Source organism: Rhizobium sp. CG4 (assembly GCF_023701965.1).
Classification (GTDB): Bacteria; Pseudomonadota; Alphaproteobacteria; order Rhizobiales; family Rhizobiaceae; genus Agrobacterium.
Genome location: NZ_JABAEG010000002.1, coordinates 48,432 through 63,494 on the forward strand (window position 1 = coordinate 48,432; position 15,063 = coordinate 63,494).

At 59.1% G+C, this 15,063-nt stretch carries 16 protein-coding genes and 1 riboswitch; of the genes, 4 read left to right on the forward strand and 12 right to left on the reverse strand.

Annotated elements, in window-relative coordinates:
* Positions 1-45: 45 nt before the first annotated feature.
* The 8 genes from HGO37_RS05330 to HGO37_RS05365 form a co-directional block, all read right to left on the reverse strand.
* A complete protein-coding gene (locus HGO37_RS05330; RefSeq protein ID WP_250982473.1) occupies positions 46-627 on the reverse strand; it encodes a TetR/AcrR family transcriptional regulator in 582 nt (193 codons plus the stop codon).
* A gap of 202 nt (positions 628-829) precedes the next feature.
* On the reverse strand, positions 830-1,321 hold the full coding sequence (locus tag HGO37_RS05335; protein ID WP_250982474.1) for a cytochrome b: 492 nt from the start codon (positions 1,319-1,321) through the stop codon (positions 830-832).
* A gap of 109 nt (positions 1,322-1,430) precedes the next feature.
* On the reverse strand, positions 1,431-2,219 hold the full coding sequence (locus HGO37_RS05340) for an ABC transporter permease (RefSeq protein WP_250982475.1): 789 nt from the start codon (positions 2,217-2,219) through the stop codon (positions 1,431-1,433).
* The gene (locus tag HGO37_RS05345) at positions 2,216-3,133 is read right to left on the reverse strand and encodes an ABC transporter permease (protein ID WP_250982476.1); all 918 of its coding nucleotides are present in this window, start codon (positions 3,131-3,133) and stop codon (positions 2,216-2,218) included. Before HGO37_RS05345 ends, HGO37_RS05340 begins: the two co-directional genes overlap by 4 nt.
* A 2-nt stretch (positions 3,134-3,135) precedes the next feature.
* On the reverse strand, positions 3,136-4,632 hold the full coding sequence (locus HGO37_RS05350; RefSeq protein ID WP_250982477.1) for an ABC transporter substrate-binding protein: 1,497 nt from the start codon (positions 4,630-4,632) through the stop codon (positions 3,136-3,138).
* A gap of 14 nt (positions 4,633-4,646) precedes the next feature.
* Positions 4,647-5,435: a (2Fe-2S) ferredoxin domain-containing protein gene (locus HGO37_RS05355; protein ID WP_250982478.1), complete on the reverse strand. Its 789-nt coding sequence runs from the start codon at positions 5,433-5,435 to the stop codon at positions 4,647-4,649.
* Between the two features lie 130 nt (positions 5,436-5,565).
* Positions 5,566-5,757, reverse strand: a riboswitch (cobalamin riboswitch).
* Between the two features lie 189 nt (positions 5,758-5,946).
* Positions 5,947-6,576, reverse strand: coding sequence for a GNAT family N-acetyltransferase (locus tag HGO37_RS05360; protein WP_352230548.1), 630 nt, complete (start codon positions 6,574-6,576; stop codon positions 5,947-5,949).
* Positions 6,577-6,631: 55 nt separating this feature from the next.
* On the reverse strand, positions 6,632-7,189 hold the full coding sequence (locus tag HGO37_RS05365; protein ID WP_246788275.1) for a helix-turn-helix domain-containing protein: 558 nt from the start codon (positions 7,187-7,189) through the stop codon (positions 6,632-6,634).
* Between the two features lie 25 nt (positions 7,190-7,214).
* Here HGO37_RS05365 and HGO37_RS05370 point away from each other — a divergent pair, with 25 nt between their 5' ends.
* On the forward strand, positions 7,215-8,144 hold the full coding sequence (locus HGO37_RS05370) for a DMT family transporter (RefSeq protein ID WP_250982480.1): 930 nt from the start codon (positions 7,215-7,217) through the stop codon (positions 8,142-8,144).
* A gap of 33 nt (positions 8,145-8,177) precedes the next feature.
* Here HGO37_RS05370 and HGO37_RS05375 read toward each other — a convergent pair whose 3' ends face one another.
* Positions 8,178-9,155 (reverse strand): alpha/beta fold hydrolase, encoded by a 978-nt coding sequence (locus HGO37_RS05375; protein WP_250983212.1) that lies wholly within the window; start codon positions 9,153-9,155, stop codon positions 8,178-8,180.
* Positions 9,156-9,349: 194 nt separating this feature from the next.
* On the opposite strand from HGO37_RS05375, the gene HGO37_RS05380 reads away from it, so the two are divergent.
* Positions 9,350-9,769 carry an RrF2 family transcriptional regulator gene (locus HGO37_RS05380; RefSeq protein WP_192491369.1) on the forward strand — a complete coding sequence of 140 codons (420 nt, stop codon included), beginning with the start codon at positions 9,350-9,352 and terminating at the stop codon, positions 9,767-9,769.
* Positions 9,769-10,539: a nucleotidyltransferase domain-containing protein gene (locus HGO37_RS05385; protein WP_250982481.1), complete on the forward strand. Its 771-nt coding sequence runs from the start codon at positions 9,769-9,771 to the stop codon at positions 10,537-10,539. The genes HGO37_RS05380 and HGO37_RS05385 overlap by 1 nt, the downstream gene beginning before the upstream one ends.
* A gap of 444 nt (positions 10,540-10,983) precedes the next feature.
* On the opposite strand, the gene HGO37_RS05390 is transcribed toward HGO37_RS05385, so the two are convergent.
* The 3 genes from HGO37_RS05390 to HGO37_RS05400 all read right to left on the reverse strand — a co-directional run bounded on the left by HGO37_RS05390 (position 10,984) and on the right by HGO37_RS05400 (position 14,024).
* Positions 10,984-11,637, reverse strand: a complete 654-nt coding sequence (locus HGO37_RS05390) for an NAD(P)H-binding protein (protein WP_250982482.1) — start codon at positions 11,635-11,637, stop codon at positions 10,984-10,986.
* A gap of 156 nt (positions 11,638-11,793) precedes the next feature.
* Complete coding sequence (locus HGO37_RS05395; RefSeq protein WP_250982483.1) at positions 11,794-12,804, reverse strand: alpha/beta fold hydrolase; 1,011 nt, start codon at positions 12,802-12,804, stop codon at positions 11,794-11,796.
* Positions 12,805-12,812: 8 nt separating this feature from the next.
* The gene (locus tag HGO37_RS05400; RefSeq protein WP_250982484.1) at positions 12,813-14,024 is read right to left on the reverse strand and encodes an MFS transporter; all 1,212 of its coding nucleotides are present in this window, start codon (positions 14,022-14,024) and stop codon (positions 12,813-12,815) included.
* Positions 14,025-14,149: 125 nt separating this feature from the next.
* On the opposite strand from HGO37_RS05400, the gene HGO37_RS05405 reads away from it, so the two are divergent.
* Positions 14,150-15,052: a LysR family transcriptional regulator gene (locus HGO37_RS05405; protein WP_250982485.1), complete on the forward strand. Its 903-nt coding sequence runs from the start codon at positions 14,150-14,152 to the stop codon at positions 15,050-15,052.
* Positions 15,053-15,063 lie beyond the last annotated feature (11 nt).

The window sequence follows — 15,063 nt, forward strand, 5'->3', positions numbered from 1 at the left end:
CATAATTATGCACAATAAAACCTCTCGTCTTGGAGAGGTGTTTTTTCAGGGTCTCAGGCGGGCAACAGCAAAACGTGCCATGGCCTTGAGATCATTGAGAGATGAACCAGCGCGCGCTGCCAACTGCATGCCCGTCATCGTCATCTGGATGAAGGTCGCCGTTTGGTCGACATCGAGACTTTGATCCAGTTCTCCCAGTTTCTGCCCCTCCTCCACGCGTTCTCTGATGCGTTGGTGCAGCAATGAGCCGACCTTTTGCCGGCGGGCGTTCAGCGCCTCATCCGTCACGCCGAATTCGCCCACCGAGCCAACACCCATGCAGCCCAGCGCCCGTTCGCCATCATCATCGGCGACCAAGCCGGACAGCAAGGCTTCGATGCCTTCAATGGGTGACGCAGGCTGTGTCAACCGTCTGACATGGCCGGAATTGGTGCGGCGCTGGTAGGTATCCAGCGCCTCCAGGTAAAGTGTGCGTTTGTCACCAAACGCGCCGTAAAGACTTTGGCGGCCGATGCCCATGGCTTCGCGCAGATCATCGGTCGATGTCGCGGCAAATCCCTTTGCCCAGAACACCCTTAATGCCTTGTCCAGCGCCGCGTCGCGGTCGAATTCTCTTGGTCTTGCCATAGGATCAAACTAAGCATTATTGACACATCAGTCAATAATTATTTTTGGGACACTGAATTCTGTCACCGGCAATGATGGCGCGGCACTGATCTGGACGTATGGGCTGGTGGGCTGAAACGTCTTCAGGTTCTCACGTGATTTCAGGTTGCGCTGCCGTGCCTTAGTGGGGGCAGCACGGCAGCGCAACCCTGCGCCGATGCACTCAAGACACAGTCATGCGGCGCAAGACGTCAGATCTGAAATAGAAATGCTGGGCAAGAGCGCCTGCGACATGGGCACCGAGCAGCAGCCAAAGGGCTGTTTTCAGCACCTCGGCATGCAGCGTGCCAGCAACGTCAATGCCCATGTAATAGGCCATCATGCCTGAAATCGGCATGGCAAACAAAAGCGCGTAGAGCAGACCATGCACCAACCCTGCCAGCCGGTGGATGATGGGCGGTTGGCCAAGTGGCTGTGGCGGCACGCCTGATGTGATGCGAATGGCAAGCCGCACCGCAACCAGAAACAGAATGGCAATGCCAACCAGCGCATGGATATTGGCCGCTGATATATCTGCGGGCTGTGGCACCTGTCCGTGTTTGACCAGACGGTGCCAGGCATTCATGCCATCCGGCAATAGCAGGTTAAAGGCAACGAGGGCTGCAACACTCCAGTGGAGAAGTTTCTGGACGGTTGAGTAACTGCGCATGGGCATGTTCCCTGAGGCTGACCTGTTTGTGACAACAGCGATGCCGCAGATGGCTGACACGAAACTGAACGAGTTGCATTGTGGAAAAAATTACACGCGAAAACCTGTGCTGGCATCAGATATGACGGCGGCGTTTCTGATCCATTTCGGAATTGTCGAAGGTCCAGTTCAACACCGAGACCGTGATGGCAATGGCAATGCCCGGCCAGATCATCAACATCGGATGATCGAAGATGAAGACGCGATATTCAAACAGCATGGAGCCCCAATCGGGTTTTGACGGGTCTGCGCCAAGGCCGATAAAGGCCAGTGCCGCATAGGCAACGATGGCAAGGCCGGCCTGATTGCCGACATAGGTCAACATCAGCGGCAAGGTGTTGGGCAGCAGGTGGCGGGTTATCATTCTGGCCGGTGACACGCCAAGGCTTCTTGCCGCCAGAATGAAGGGCTGGCCCAGCACCCGTTTGCTGAGCGAATGGGCCAGCAGCGAATGCGGGCCAATGCCTGCAAGCCCCAATGCCATGCCGGCACTGAGCGGTGACAGGCCAAACAGCGCGGCGGCCGTCAGCGCCACGATGAGCGTGGGTACCATGATGAAAAATTCGCAGGCGCGTAGCAGGATGCTTTCACGCCAACCGCCCAGAATGGCGGCGGTGGTGCCAAGAATGCTGCCGACAACAAAACCGATGGAGGCCACGGCAAAGATGACGCAGCCGGTTCTCCAGCCGCCGGCCAGAATGCGCGAAAACAGATCCCGCCCCAGATGGTCGGTGCCGAGAATATGCTGGCTGCTGGCACCGGCATGGCGGGCCAGAATATTGACGGCATCCGGATCATGCGGTTGCCAGAGGCCACCGGTGACGAAAAACAAAGCGATCAGCGCCAGCAACAGATAACGGATCATAGGCGGGCTCGCGGATCGAGATATTCCATGGCAAGGCGCGCGGTCGCATTCATCAGCAGCATCCACAGCGCAATGACCACGACATAGGCCTGCAACACCATCTGGTCACGTGCGGCAATGCTTTGCACCAAGAACTGGCTGATGCCCGGCAGGCCGAACAGGATTTCCATGGTTGCTGTGGAGCCGATGACCCAACCGGCCTCGGAGCGAGCGGCCGACAGCAGCGCGTAAAGCGCGCTGTGGTGGCCGTGGCGCCACAGCGCCTGGCGGGGTGACAGACCCTTGGCCAAAGCGGTGACGTAAAATGGCAGGGTTGCGGTTTGCCTGAGGTCATGGCGGTAAACCCGCGCCAGCACGGCAACCGAATGCAGCGCAATCAACACAATGGGCAGGACGATCGAGGCCGTGTCATTGGCGAAGGGTCTGATCCACTTCAACTGCACGCCCAGCACCCATAACAGCACCAACCCCGCCCAGAAGGCCGGAACGGCCTGCACGAACACAGACAGGCTGCGGCTGAACCTGTCGACGATGCCGCCGGGTTTGACTGCGGCAAAAAAGCCAAGCGGCACGGCCAGCAGCATGGCGAGAAAAAGTCCCGACAGGCCCATGAACAGCGAGACCGGCAGGCGCGCGGCGAACTCGGCAAACACCGCCTCACCCGTGCGGAAGGACCGGCCCCAGTCGCCGACTACGAACCCTTGCAGCCAGTGCAGGTAGCGCAGCGGAATTGGCTGATCCAGCCCCCATTCTGCCCGCAAGGCCGCGAATGTTGCCTCTGTTGCCGGCAGGTTCCAGACATGCACGGCAATGGCCACGGGGTCAGACGGCATCATCGAAATAATTGCGAAGGCGGCGAAGGAAATCGCCGCCAGCCCAATGGCTGATCTGATGCAGGGCCAGATCAGGTTCATGACTATTTCGCTTCGCCAATATCGGCGCGCAGGACGTGGTAGTCCGAACCCCAGGGCTGATAGTTTTCCAGCCGCTTGGACACACCGACATACCAGACCGGCGAGACAAGGAACGAGGCCGGAACGTCCTCAAACAGCTTGTTCTGCGCATCCAGTGCAATGCTGACGCGGGCATCCGGTTCACCTTCCGACGCGAAGCGGTCGAGAATGGCGTCAAATTCCGGCGAGGCATATTTGGCGTAATTGAGCGAGGCGTCGGTGCGCAGCATCGAGTTGAGGAAGAAGGCCGGGTCACCGCTTGGTGCGGTATGTTGTGCCCACAGCGCAATATCGAAATCGCCTGCCGAGGCAACCTGCTGGATGCTTTCGACGACCTGCGTATCAAGCTCCACGCCGACCCGCGCCAACTGCGCCTTGACGACCGGCAGCATGGTTACGAGGTCAGGACGCTGCGGATAGGTAATGGCCAGCAGGCGCAGCGGCTTGCCGTCCTTTTCGCGGGTGCCGTTGGAACCCTTGGTCCAGCCCGCCTCCTCCAGCAGCGCCGCTGCCTTATCCAGATCTGTCACGCGGGGATTTTTTCCGGCAAAGGGAAAATAGGCGGCGTAAGCGCCGGTTGCCGGTTCACCGCCATTGATCGCGGCTGCCAGTTCCGTGCGATCAAAGGCCAGATCAAGCGCCTGGCGCAGTTTGACATCTGCCAGCAGCGGACGGGTGGTGTTGAGGAAGGCCAGATATTGATACCCGACCGGGAAAGACTTGATGGTGAGGTCCGGGTTGGTTTTCAGGCGGCTGACGACTTCCGACGGCAGGCCGAAGGCCAGATCAAGCTCGCCGGATTCCAGCGCCAGTGTCATGCTTTGCGCGTCTCCAAACTTGCGGAACTCAACCGGAGAACGGCTGTCTGCACCGGAAAAATGGGCGTTGGGTGCAAGTGTGATCGAGGCATCTGTCTTGAAATCGGCAATGCTGTAAGGGCCGGTAAACAGCGCCTCACCATTGGCCGCCGGTGTGTAGGCCACCAGTGGCCATTCGGCAAACAGCGCCTGGATATAGGGAACCGGCTTTTCCGTCGTGACCTTGAGTGTCAGGTCATCGACCGCGGCAAAACTCAGCTTGCCACCGGTGGCAAGCGCCGCCTTGTTGTTGGCGAAGGTATTGTCAAATCCGGCGGCCAGCGCCTTGGCGGTGACGGGCGAACCGTCTGAAAAAGCGCGGCCGGGCTGCAGGGTGATCGTCCAGGTCAGATCGTCATTGCGCTCTGCCTTGTCAGCCAGTTCCGGCACCAGCTTGCCATCACGGTCGACGGTAAACAGGTTTTCGCCAACGCCGTGGCTGGTCAGTGCCCAACCGTTGGAACCCTTGGCCGGATCTGTGCCCGAGGTGATGTAGGTTGCGCCAACGCGCAGCGGCTCTGCGGCAAAACCGGCAGCCGCCGTTGATATGACAGCGGTGGCAAGCCAGGTCGCACCAAGGCGCGACAGGAATTTGGATGACATTTTATCTCCTCGGATCAGTTTTGGGGAATACGCAGCCGCTGCTTGCGGCCTGTTGGATGGTAGGCGTGTGTTTCGACCACATGGTTGCCAAGCTCAGGGTTGCCGAGCAGATGGCCTGCAATGATGTCATCGACCGCCTGTTCGGTAACGCCGCCGTAATAGGTGCCATCGGGAAACACCTGCAGCACCGGCGCCAGATTGCACGGCCCAAGACAGGTGGATTTGGCCGTCATGGTGCCAGCACCGGTGACGCGCAGTTTCAAACGTTCCTGCTGGTTGCGAAGGTGGTTCCAGATCGTATCGGCGCCTGCGCTGTTGCAGGCACCGCCGGAACAGACGAGAACGCGGTATTTCTGCGCAGGCACCAGCGACCCTTCCTGCGCTACTGCCTTGCCGGGCATGGTTTCCAGCGCCTGCGCCTGTTCCAGAAGCTCGCTCATCAGCGGCAGCATCAGGCCCGCAGAGGCAATATCGCAGGTGATGGAAATTTCCGGCCATGGCTGGGTGGCTGACGCACGCCAGCGCTTCATCGACTTGACCAGCCAGTTGCGGAAACTTGGCTCGACCGGCAGAACCAGCGGCAGAATGGTGATATGGTCAAGCTGCTGTTCCAGCAGGGAAAACAGCCCGTCGCGCAGCGAGGGCGTGCCCTGCTCCGTAAAGGCAAACTGCACGATGTCTCCGGGGTGTGACAGCGCAATATGTTCAGCCAGTTTTTCGGCAAGGCGCTGCATTTCCAGATGCGGAGATGCTGCAAAGGCAGACTTTGCGATGAGAAGAATGGCGCGCCGTGACGGGCGCATGGGTGGGGTTTTCTTAAGTTCTACGTCTTCATTCACTGCCAAAATCTCGAATACAGGAGGCAGCAAAAATGAAGGCATGTCTGGCAGGAAGGCCGCGCACACACTCATTCCTGTGGCACACCCCGACCACGGAATCGTATCTCGTCAGGCAGGTCTCCTGGCTTGCGGGTCAATGCCGTTGTCCGTCTTCCCGGCATTTCTGCCAGTGACATGTTGGACAAACGGCTAACCGCTTACAGTTGCGGGACAGCTTCGGTTTTGCACCGAATTCCCTCTTAGCTTCCACCCAGAGGTGGAAGAACCATGACCCAGACAAGCTACACGTTCAGATATCACTGTCAATGTTACCAAGCCGCGCTTTGGTAAGGGCAGTGGATCGACCGACAGACAACATAAGTTACGTTATTACATAACATGACTATCGATTATGGCAAGGGCGTTGGGTGATGAATGCACGGCAAGCCCCTGCCCCTGGCAAACGTGTGACAAGGGCAAGGTCGGATGACTGGCGTTAGGCCTTCTGCTGTTGCGGCTGGATCAGTGGCACATGCGGTGCGGCCGTCAGTGGCAGGTGGCCGGTCAGGCGCGGATCGGCCTGCGTTTCCACCTGAAAAGCATAGGGCCGGAAACCGGAGCGCAGGTAAAAGCCGAGCGCCGAGGGATGGTCCAGCGTACAGGTGTGCAGGTGCAGGCGTTTGATATCTCTCTGCCAGGCACGTTTCAGCGTCGCATTCATCAGCGCGCGGCCAAGACCCTTGCCGGTTACTTCCTCGGTCAGGCCCAGAAACACCAACTCACATTCATTCGGTTGACGAAAATCAAGTTCCATCAGGCCGATGTCCTGCTGACCATCGCGCAGCACATAGACCTCGACGTCGTCATGGCCGATGATCGAGGCCAGTTTTTCATCGCTGATGATGAGGCGCGAGAACCACAGCCATTCTGCACCAATCTTTCGGTACAGCGTGCGATACGCCTCCAGATCTGGCTTTTCCATACGGTCCAGGCGGATGTCACCGGCAAAGGACGGTTCCGCCGCAGCAGAGTTTTCGGTCATTTCCAGACAGGTGACGACACTGGCAATATGTCCCGGCTGGACATGCGAATAACCTGATGGCGTGAAGGTCTTTGTGGTGCTCATGATCATGCTCGATATATGCTGGAAGGCAGAAATTGGGGTGGTGTCAGGGCTGCGTCTAGCAGACCACCACGCGGGTAAAATGCAGCACCTCATCCCCGATATTTTCGTAAGAATAAGGCTGGGCGCTGTCGAAAATGGTGAAGTCCCCGGCTTTGACCACCACCGAACCATCCTGTTTGTTGATGCGCAGGCGACCGGCCGACACGGATATCATTTCATACCAGCCAACCGGGTCCGGCTCTGCCTGATAGGTATCGCCAACATCGATCGACCAGGACCACAATTCGGCAAGGCTGCGGGCTGGCGCGGTGCCCAACAGCACGGCAAAACTTTTGCGCGTTGCGCCGCGCCAGGCAATTTCCTCGACCTTGGTGGTGCTGGCGGCCGGATTTGCCACCATGGCCGCAAAGCCGACACCCAACGCACGCGACAGCGAAGCCAGCTTGCTGAGGCTGATATTGGTATCGCCACTTTCGAGATTGCTGATCATGCGGCGGCTAAGGCCGGAGGCTTGGGCCAGTGCTTCCTGGCTCATGCCCGCATCGGCGCGGTACCGGCGAAGATTGGCGGCCACATGGGCGAGAACATCGGATGGGTCATCTTGACTGTGCACTATATTGCTCATATTGCGTATTATTATGCACACACTTTCGAAATACAAGCTGGTTTTTTCCCGCCAGGAGCTGGCGTTAATCGCCATTACCGTGGTCTGGGGCGCGACATTCCTGATCATTCATACTGCCATGAGCCATACCGGGCCGCTGTTTTTTGTCGGCCTGCGGTTTCTGGGGGCTGCCGCCATTTGTCTGGTCATTTTCCGCAAACGCATGCGGCATCTGACCCTGACCGAACTGCGTAGCGGCGCGGTTATCGGCACGTCGATTTTCATCGTGTTTTCCTTGCAGACTTTTGGTTTGCAGACGGTCAACAGCAGCACGTCGGCCTTTTTGACGGCGCTTTACGTGCCGCTGGTGCCGCTGCTGCAATGGCTGGTGTTGAAACGGCCGCCGAAAACCACCACGCTTGTTGGCGTGGCGCTGGCCTTTGCCGGGTTGGTGATGATTGCCGGGCCGGATGCGCTGCATGTCGGGCTTGGGGCTGGCGAAATTGCCACCTTGCTGAGTGCCTTTGCCATTGCCGTCGAGATACTGCTGATGAGCCGTTTTGCGACGGTGGTGGATAGCGGCCGTATTTCCGTGGTGCAGTGTTTTGTGGCAAGCGCCCTTTCCTTCCTTGCCATGCCGCTGTTTGGCGAAGGCATTCCCGACTTTTCATGGGTATGGCTGACGGCGGCCCTCGGACTGGCGGTGGCCAGCGCGCTGATCCAGTTCACCATGAACTGGGCGCAAAAAACCGTATCGGCGTCTCGCGCCGCCATCATCTATGCCGGGGAACCGGTGTGGGGTGGCATTATTGGCCGCATGGCCGGCGACCGGCTGCCGCCGCTGGCGCTGCTGGGCGCATTGTTTATCGTCGCCGGTGTTATCGTCAGCGAATTGAAGGCCGCTGAAAAACAACAGGACGACACGCCGCTACCTGACGATGATGGCGTCAGGCCGGCGCCATAAGCGAGGTGGATGACGGCTGGAGCGGAAAAAACCTCAGTTTTCCAGTGTATTGAGAAAGTCCAGCAACAGGCCCGATACCTCTTTGGGCCTTTCCTGTTGCAGCCAGTGACCGGCACCACCAAGCACATGGCTGCCGCGCAGACCCGGCACCTGAGAGGGCATGGCGGAAATGATCTGATCCATGCCGGGAATGCTGAGGCCGGTATCCCGTTCGCCAATCATAAACAGGGCCGGCACGCTGACCATCTGGCCGATATGTGCCTGTTGCAGTTCCCAATTGCGGTCGAGATTGCGGTAATAATTGAGGCCACCGGCAAAGCCGCTTTTTTCAAAGGCGTGAACCAGCTGGTCAAACTCTTCCTGCGGCAGCCAGGACGGCAGAGTCTTCGGGTCTGGCAGGCTGGGCAGCAGCCCTGTTTTACGGTCCACCATACCAAAGGGATTGGGTGTCGCATCCCCTGCCTTGCGCGGCCCCGCCTCACCGCTTGCGGCAAACAGAAGTTTGCGCAGGGTGAGCGCCACGTCACGGTTAAACTCGATCTCCGCGCCTTGCTGCTCCTGAAAATACAGCGTGTAAAACAGCGCCTGTTCATTTTGCGGAAAAATCTGCGATGGCGGCACGGGCGGTTGGCCCATGAAGGGAACGCTGAGTGCCGCTACGGCGCGAAAACGGTCCGGCCGCATCAGTGCGGCCTGCCAGGCGATGGTTGCACCCCAATCATGGCCGACCAGGACAGCCCGCTGTTCGCCAAGCGCATCCAGAAGTGCCACCAGATCACCCACCGCATGCACCACGCTATATTGGTCGTCACGCGCTGGCGCGTCAGTTTTGCCATAACCGCGCAGATCCGGTGCCACGACGCGGTAACCGGCCTGCGCCAGTGCCGTAACCTGATGCCGCCAGGCACGTTTTGTCTCGGGAAAACCATGGCACAAAATAACCAGCGGACCTTCGCCTGCTTCAAGCACGCTGATGCTGATGGTGCGGGTGTTTATGGTTTTTTCGATCATCGGCTGCTCCTTGGCGGCTTGCCGCAAAAACGGCTGGGCATGGGGTGCGGAAACGGTGGTAAGCAGCGCCATCGCCTTCAGCAAAAAGTGGTGACGGCACATGCACACATCCTTTCATCGCGTAACAATAAATGTTACACGTTAGACCAGATGTCAATATACCGTAACTTTTATTGTTTCAGAAAAGGCCATTCATGAGAACCGACGGTCGGCTTGCCAGAATGTTGCACGTGCTGGTTCACATGGGGTTGCTGGGTGGCCGGGAAACCTCCGAGCGGATTGGCCAGATGCTGAACACCAACCCTGTCGTGGTGCGCCGCACGTTGGGGGCGCTGCGCGAACATGGCATTGTGGAGTCTGAAGGTGGGCGTGGCGGCGGCTGGAAACTGACCCGGCCGCTGGACGAGATTACCGTGTTGGACGTGCAACGTGCGCTGACCGCCGGCAACATTTTGACCGCACCAACCTCTGAAGACCACCCGTCCTGCCCGGTGGAACGCGCCTCCAACAGGGTGATCGAGGCGGCGCACGCGGCAGCCGAGGCACGGCTGGTGGAGGCCTATGCCGCAACCACCCTTGCGCAAATTGGCAGCGCGGCGCTGGATGTGACGTGATGGGTGTGGATCAGAACGGGTTTATCCAAACCATTGTCACGCCACCCTTTCAGGAGGCATTTCGCCCGCTGCTCGACCATATTTGCCAGCAACTTTCGCCGACAAACGTTCCTTGCGTTCACAGCGTCTATGTCTATGGCAGCGTTGCCACGGGCCAAGCCGTTGCCGGGTGCTCTGATCTTGATCTCTCCATCATTTTGCACGCCGCACCCACCTCCGATGAGGCGGCAGACCTTGAACAGATACGCCGTGAGGCAGAGACCGCCTATCCGGTGGTGAGCAAGATCGACTTCGACATCGGCCTGCTAAGTGAGGTTTTGCCGTCAGAGGCCGGGATAGCCTGGAAATATTGGCTGCGACACCACTGCCGCTGTCTCCTAGGCGAAGATCTGGCGCTTGGTATCGGGTTGTTTCGCCCGTCGCGGCAATTGGCGCTGGCGGTGAATGGAGACTTCGAGAGAATTCTCGGCCACTACCGTACATCACTGAGCGGAGACATTTCACACAGTACGGCTGCCCGACTGATGCGTGAGGCATCACGCAAACTGATCCGCTCCACCAATGTGTTGCGGCATCATGAGGATATCGACTGGCCGGATACGCTGGATGCCCATGCCAACCGCTTGCGCGACCGTTTTCCGTTCATGCGTGACGATATCGATTATTTTCTGACGCAGGCTTTGACACCGCAGGATGAACCTGCAGCCTTCACCGTGCGGTTGCAGTCATTTGTCGACTGGATGGCCGCGCAGAACAGGAATTTCGGCTAAAACGCTTAAGCGATGTTTCACAGGTCGTTTCCGCCCTCACCCCGAACATCGTCATTTCGGGCTTGTCCCGAGAATCTAAACACGTTGCATATTTGGCACCGGCTTGGATCCTCGCCACAAGGGCCAGGATGACGTCGTGTGGGCGGGTCGCGATGCGGCAGAACACAACCCCTCACCTGAAAAATCTATCACTTAGCACGCTAAGATGATGATTTTTCTTCCTCTCCCACAAGGGTAGAGGTAAGGGCACGATCCCAACCCATGAACGCTATCCTATGTCGTTCAGTGCAACCAACATACTCCCCCTCATCTCTGTGCTTGTCACAGAGATCCAGTCCAGCCCAAGTCTTTGGGATGAAAAGAAGCCTTTCGCCGCGCAGACGCGCGGCACTGGATGCCCACAGCAAGCACAAGGCATGAGGTGCCTACATAAACATACAAGCCTCACGCCAGTTCGCTGGCCGGGATGATATGCACGCCCGGTTTTTGAGAAATGGCGGCGGTCAGAAGTGCGCGGGCGATATTATCGGCCGGGCTGACGCGCCACTGGCGTGGCAGAAGCGGGCCAATGAGCCGCATGGCATGCAGGAACACCCGTTCGCCAAGCCGGAACTCCGGCCGTTTACCGCCGATAATGCCGGGGCGCACGATGGTAAGCGATGTGAAGCGTTGCGCTTTCAGTTCCTTTTCCAGCTGACCCTTGACGCGGTTGTAAAAGAACCGCGACTTGGCATCCGCACCAATGGCAGAGGTCAGCACATAGGTGGAGGTGCCGTAAGCCTTGGCGAGGCGCGCCACATCCAGCGGGTAATCATGGTCCACTCTGCGGAAGGCCAGTTGCGAGCCGGCCGCCTCGATGGTGGTGCCGAGCGTGCAAATAACCGCATCTGCCCGCCACCAGTCGGCCTCGGTTGGCAGCTGGTTGAAGTCCACCTGCGGTGACAGCAATTTTTCATGTGGCGGCAGAGGGCGGCGGGTCGGTGCAATGACCTTGGCCACGGCGGGGTCTTCCAGCGCCAGTTGCAGCACATGGCTGCCGACCACCCCGGTGGCACCAACAATGAGCACCGTTAGGCCATCGCCTGATGTTTCTGCCATGCCGTTTTCTCCTCGCCAATTTTAGGCCTGTTTGGTTTGGTCCGCTTGTTTTACCGACAGACGACCAAACGCGTGGAGTGGAAGGTAGGTTGCAGCGCGCAATCCGGCAAGTGCGGGCAACCTGCCGTAAGCGGATGTTACCTTGCGGCATGCCCCTTAACGGGCGAGCAGATCCCGGATTGCCTGCTCGATGAAGACGGTGTCGGCATCGTTCAATCCTTCGCCGGCCACATGGCCCCAGGGTGAGTTGAGAATGCGCAGTTCGGCCCTGGCAATCCTTTCCGCCTCATAAGCGGCATCCTCAGGCGGGAAATAAAGGTCGCTGGAGCACGGCATGATGATGGTGTCTGCCGTGATGGCCGCCAGCGCCTTGTCGAGATCGCCGCCATATCTGACATTGGCGCTGATATCGGCGTGCTGGCCAGTCCAGATATGGGCAAGCAGGTTGTTGGCATCCCGCTTCAGAAACCAGCCTTCCCAGAAATCGACCAGAAAGTCTTCCAGCGACGCGTAACCCAGCGCCGTCTCATCCAGCCTTTGCCGGAAAAAGCCTTGCGAAAAACCCCATGCCGCATAGATGCGGGCGGCAACCCGCAGGCCGCGATGCGGCGGATTGACATAAAAGCCACTATGAAAATCTGCATCCAGCTCGATGGCCGCACGCACACTGTCAAAAAACAGATGGAAGTGGCGCGAGGTGCGCGCCGCACTCTGGAAGGTGAACAGCCGTTCGACCCTATCCGGAAAGGCCGCGGCCCACTCAAAAGCCTGTGCACCGCCCAACGACCAGCCAATGGCCATGTGCAGTTTGGTGATGCCGAAATGTTCCGACACCAGCCGGTGCTGCTGCTGCACATTGTCATGGATGGTGACGTGAGGAAACCTGGCATCACCTGTTGGTGACGGTGTGTTGCTGGGTGAGCTGGAGAAGCCATTGCCGAACATGTCAGGCACGATGATGAAATATTTCGCAGGGTCCAGCGCCCTGCCCGGCCCGACCAGCCAGGCCGTGTCATCATGGCTGGCGGCAAAGGATGTCGGGTAGATGATGGCGTTGTCCTTGGCGGCATTCAACGTGCCGAAGGTTTTATAGGCCAGTTTTGCCTGCCGGATGGTGCGGCGCGACTGCAGGGTGATGTCACCCAGTTCAAAGATGTCATGGGACATGTCAGTGCTCACAGATGGGTTTTGCGTTGAGAAACGAGGGTCGGAAAAACAAGGGTGGAAAAAACAAGGGTGGCCAGCAGCGCCAGCGCAGGCAAGATGGCTGCCAGCGCCAGATTGGTAACAAGGTCGGCCCTATCAACCACCTGCCCGCCCATAAAGGCGCCGGTGGCAATGCCAATGTTGAACACCGAGACAAACAGCGCCGAGGCAATTTCAATGGCTGATGGTGCCGCCTTCATCATCCATGTTTGCAGGGTGACGGACACGCCGCCATAAGCGACACCCCAAAGCAGCAGCAAGGTGGCGCCCATTGCTGGCGTTGCGCCGAGCCAGACGAAACCTGATATGGCGACAACCAGCCCAAGAGAGATGGAGAGCAACGTGAGCCTGATGTGGCTGATAGCGGCCATGCCGGCCAGAAAGTTTCCGGCAATGCCAGCGGCCCCATATAAAAACAGCAGCGCGCCGACCCATTCCAGCTTCACGCCCGAGACGATCTGCAAGACCGGGCTGACGAAGGTGTAGGCCATGAAATGCCCTGTCACCAGAAGCAGCGTGATGGTGAGGCCAAACACCACAACCGGGCGCGACAGCTGGGTTTTGAACTGGCCAAGGCTGACGGACTGGCGAATGGGCAGCGCTGGCAAGGCCCAGAGGTTAAGCACCAGCACAACGGCGCTGAACACCGCCATGGCGGCAAAGGCGGCGCGCCAGCCGGCGAAATCACCAATCACGGCGCCCATGGGCACGCCCAGCACCGAGGCGGCGGCCACCCCGCCAAAGATGATGGCGGTGGCGGTACCAACCGCATGGTTTGCCACCAGCCGCAGCGCCAGACCACCGGCAATGGCCCAGATGCCGCCCATGCAAAAGCCGACAATGATCCGTGCCGCCAACAGCCAGCCCATGGAGGGCGCAAGGGCCGAGGCAACATTGGCGGCGACCAGCAGTGCCAGCAACCCGGCCAGAATATGCCGCCGGTCCACACTGCCAGCCACCAGCAGAACGAAGGGCGCAAACAGCGCCGCCAGCAGCGCGGGCAACGAAATCATCAGGCCGGCTGTACCGACAGAGGTTTCCAACGCCGTTGATATCGAAGTCATCAGCCCCACGGGCAACATTTCCGTGGTGACGACGGAGAATGTGGCCAGCCCCACCGTTAACACGGCAGGCCAGCCGCCGCCTTTTGCCTGATCTGTCGCTGAAATATGCGGTTGCATGAGCCTGCCTGTCCTTTGCGCTTTACGCGGCGAAGATGCCGCGCCGTTGAAGACACGCTGTTTACTGGTTCCGAAAAACCGATAAAGTGGCCACACAGGGCAAGACATGGGACGAAACGGATACAATGCTTGATCATTTTGGCGATGTGCTGGCGTTTGTGCGGGTGGCCGACAGCGGCAGCTTTACCCGCGCGGCCGAACGGCTGGGCATGACACGGTCTGCGGTTGGCAAAAGCATAACGCGGCTGGAGGAAAACCTGGCCACACGGCTGATACAGCGCACGACACGCAGCGCCAGCCTGACCGATGAAGGCAAGCTGTTTTACGAGCATGCGCTGCGGATTTTATGCGAGGTGGACGATGCCGAGGCAACGCTGGCCGAGCGCAACCAGACCCCGAAGGGACGTTTGCGCATCGATCTGCCGACCGCCTTTGGCCGGCTGCACGTGCTGCCAGTGTTGCAGCGTTTTTTGCAGGATTGGCCTGAGCTGGAGGCCGATGTCTCATTTTCTGATGATTATTGCGACCTTGTGTCAGACGGTATCGATGTGGCCATTCGCATTGGCGGACCAAGCGATAGCGGCCTGATCCGCAAGGTTTTGGCCCCTCACCGGCTGGTGACGTGTGCCACGCCGGAGTATCTGGAACGACGTGGTTTGCCGCGCACGCTGGATGACTTGGCCCAGCACGACAAGATCGTGTTTACCTATGCCAACGGGCTGGTGCCATGGCGCTACCAGATGGGTGGCGTGGCCCGCGACATCAGCGTTCAAGGTGCGCTACGCCTGAGCAATACCGAAGCGATACGCGATGCTGTTCTGGCCGGGCTTGGCGTGGCGCAGCTGGGTGAATTTCTTGTCGGTGACGACATCAGGCAGGGTCGGCTGATAGCGCTGCTGCCGGATTTTGTGCGCGCGGAAACGCCGATCTGCGCCGTGTACCCGACGCGCCGCCACGTATCGCCCAAGGTGCGGCGTTTTGTGGAGATGTTGCGCGCCGATTGGGCCAATGGCGCGCCGTGGATTTAACACCGTCGCGG

What these genes read in the sequence shown, in the direction of transcription:
- HGO37_RS05330 (WP_250982473.1), bottom strand. Translation starts at nt 627, where the DNA reads ATGGCAAGACCAAGAGAATTCGACCGCGACGCGGCGCTGGACAAGGCA.
- HGO37_RS05335 (WP_250982474.1), bottom strand. Translation starts at nt 1,321, where the DNA reads ATGCCCATGCGCAGTTACTCAACCGTCCAGAAACTTCTCCACTGGAGT.
- HGO37_RS05340 (WP_250982475.1), bottom strand. Translation starts at nt 2,219, where the DNA reads ATGATCCGTTATCTGTTGCTGGCGCTGATCGCTTTGTTTTTCGTCACC.
- HGO37_RS05345 (WP_250982476.1), bottom strand. Translation starts at nt 3,133, where the DNA reads ATGAACCTGATCTGGCCCTGCATCAGATCAGCCATTGGGCTGGCGGCG.
- HGO37_RS05350 (WP_250982477.1), bottom strand. Translation starts at nt 4,632, where the DNA reads ATGTCATCCAAATTCCTGTCGCGCCTTGGTGCGACCTGGCTTGCCACC.
- HGO37_RS05355 (WP_250982478.1), bottom strand. Translation starts at nt 5,435, where the DNA reads ATGCGCCCGTCACGGCGCGCCATTCTTCTCATCGCAAAGTCTGCCTTT.
- HGO37_RS05360 (WP_352230548.1), bottom strand. Translation starts at nt 6,576, where the DNA reads ATGAGCACCACAAAGACCTTCACGCCATCAGGTTATTCGCATGTCCAG.
- HGO37_RS05370 (WP_250982480.1), top strand. Translation starts at nt 7,215, where the DNA reads ATGCACACACTTTCGAAATACAAGCTGGTTTTTTCCCGCCAGGAGCTG.
- HGO37_RS05375 (WP_250983212.1), bottom strand. Translation starts at nt 9,155, where the DNA reads ATGATCGAAAAAACCATAAACACCCGCACCATCAGCATCAGCGTGCTT.
- HGO37_RS05380 (WP_192491369.1), top strand. Translation starts at nt 9,350, where the DNA reads ATGAGAACCGACGGTCGGCTTGCCAGAATGTTGCACGTGCTGGTTCAC.
- HGO37_RS05385 (WP_250982481.1), top strand. Translation starts at nt 9,769, where the DNA reads ATGGGTGTGGATCAGAACGGGTTTATCCAAACCATTGTCACGCCACCC.
- HGO37_RS05390 (WP_250982482.1), bottom strand. Translation starts at nt 11,637, where the DNA reads ATGGCAGAAACATCAGGCGATGGCCTAACGGTGCTCATTGTTGGTGCC.
- HGO37_RS05395 (WP_250982483.1), bottom strand. Translation starts at nt 12,804, where the DNA reads ATGTCCCATGACATCTTTGAACTGGGTGACATCACCCTGCAGTCGCGC.
- HGO37_RS05400 (WP_250982484.1), bottom strand. Translation starts at nt 14,024, where the DNA reads ATGCAACCGCATATTTCAGCGACAGATCAGGCAAAAGGCGGCGGCTGG.
- HGO37_RS05405 (WP_250982485.1), top strand. Translation starts at nt 14,150, where the DNA reads ATGCTTGATCATTTTGGCGATGTGCTGGCGTTTGTGCGGGTGGCCGAC.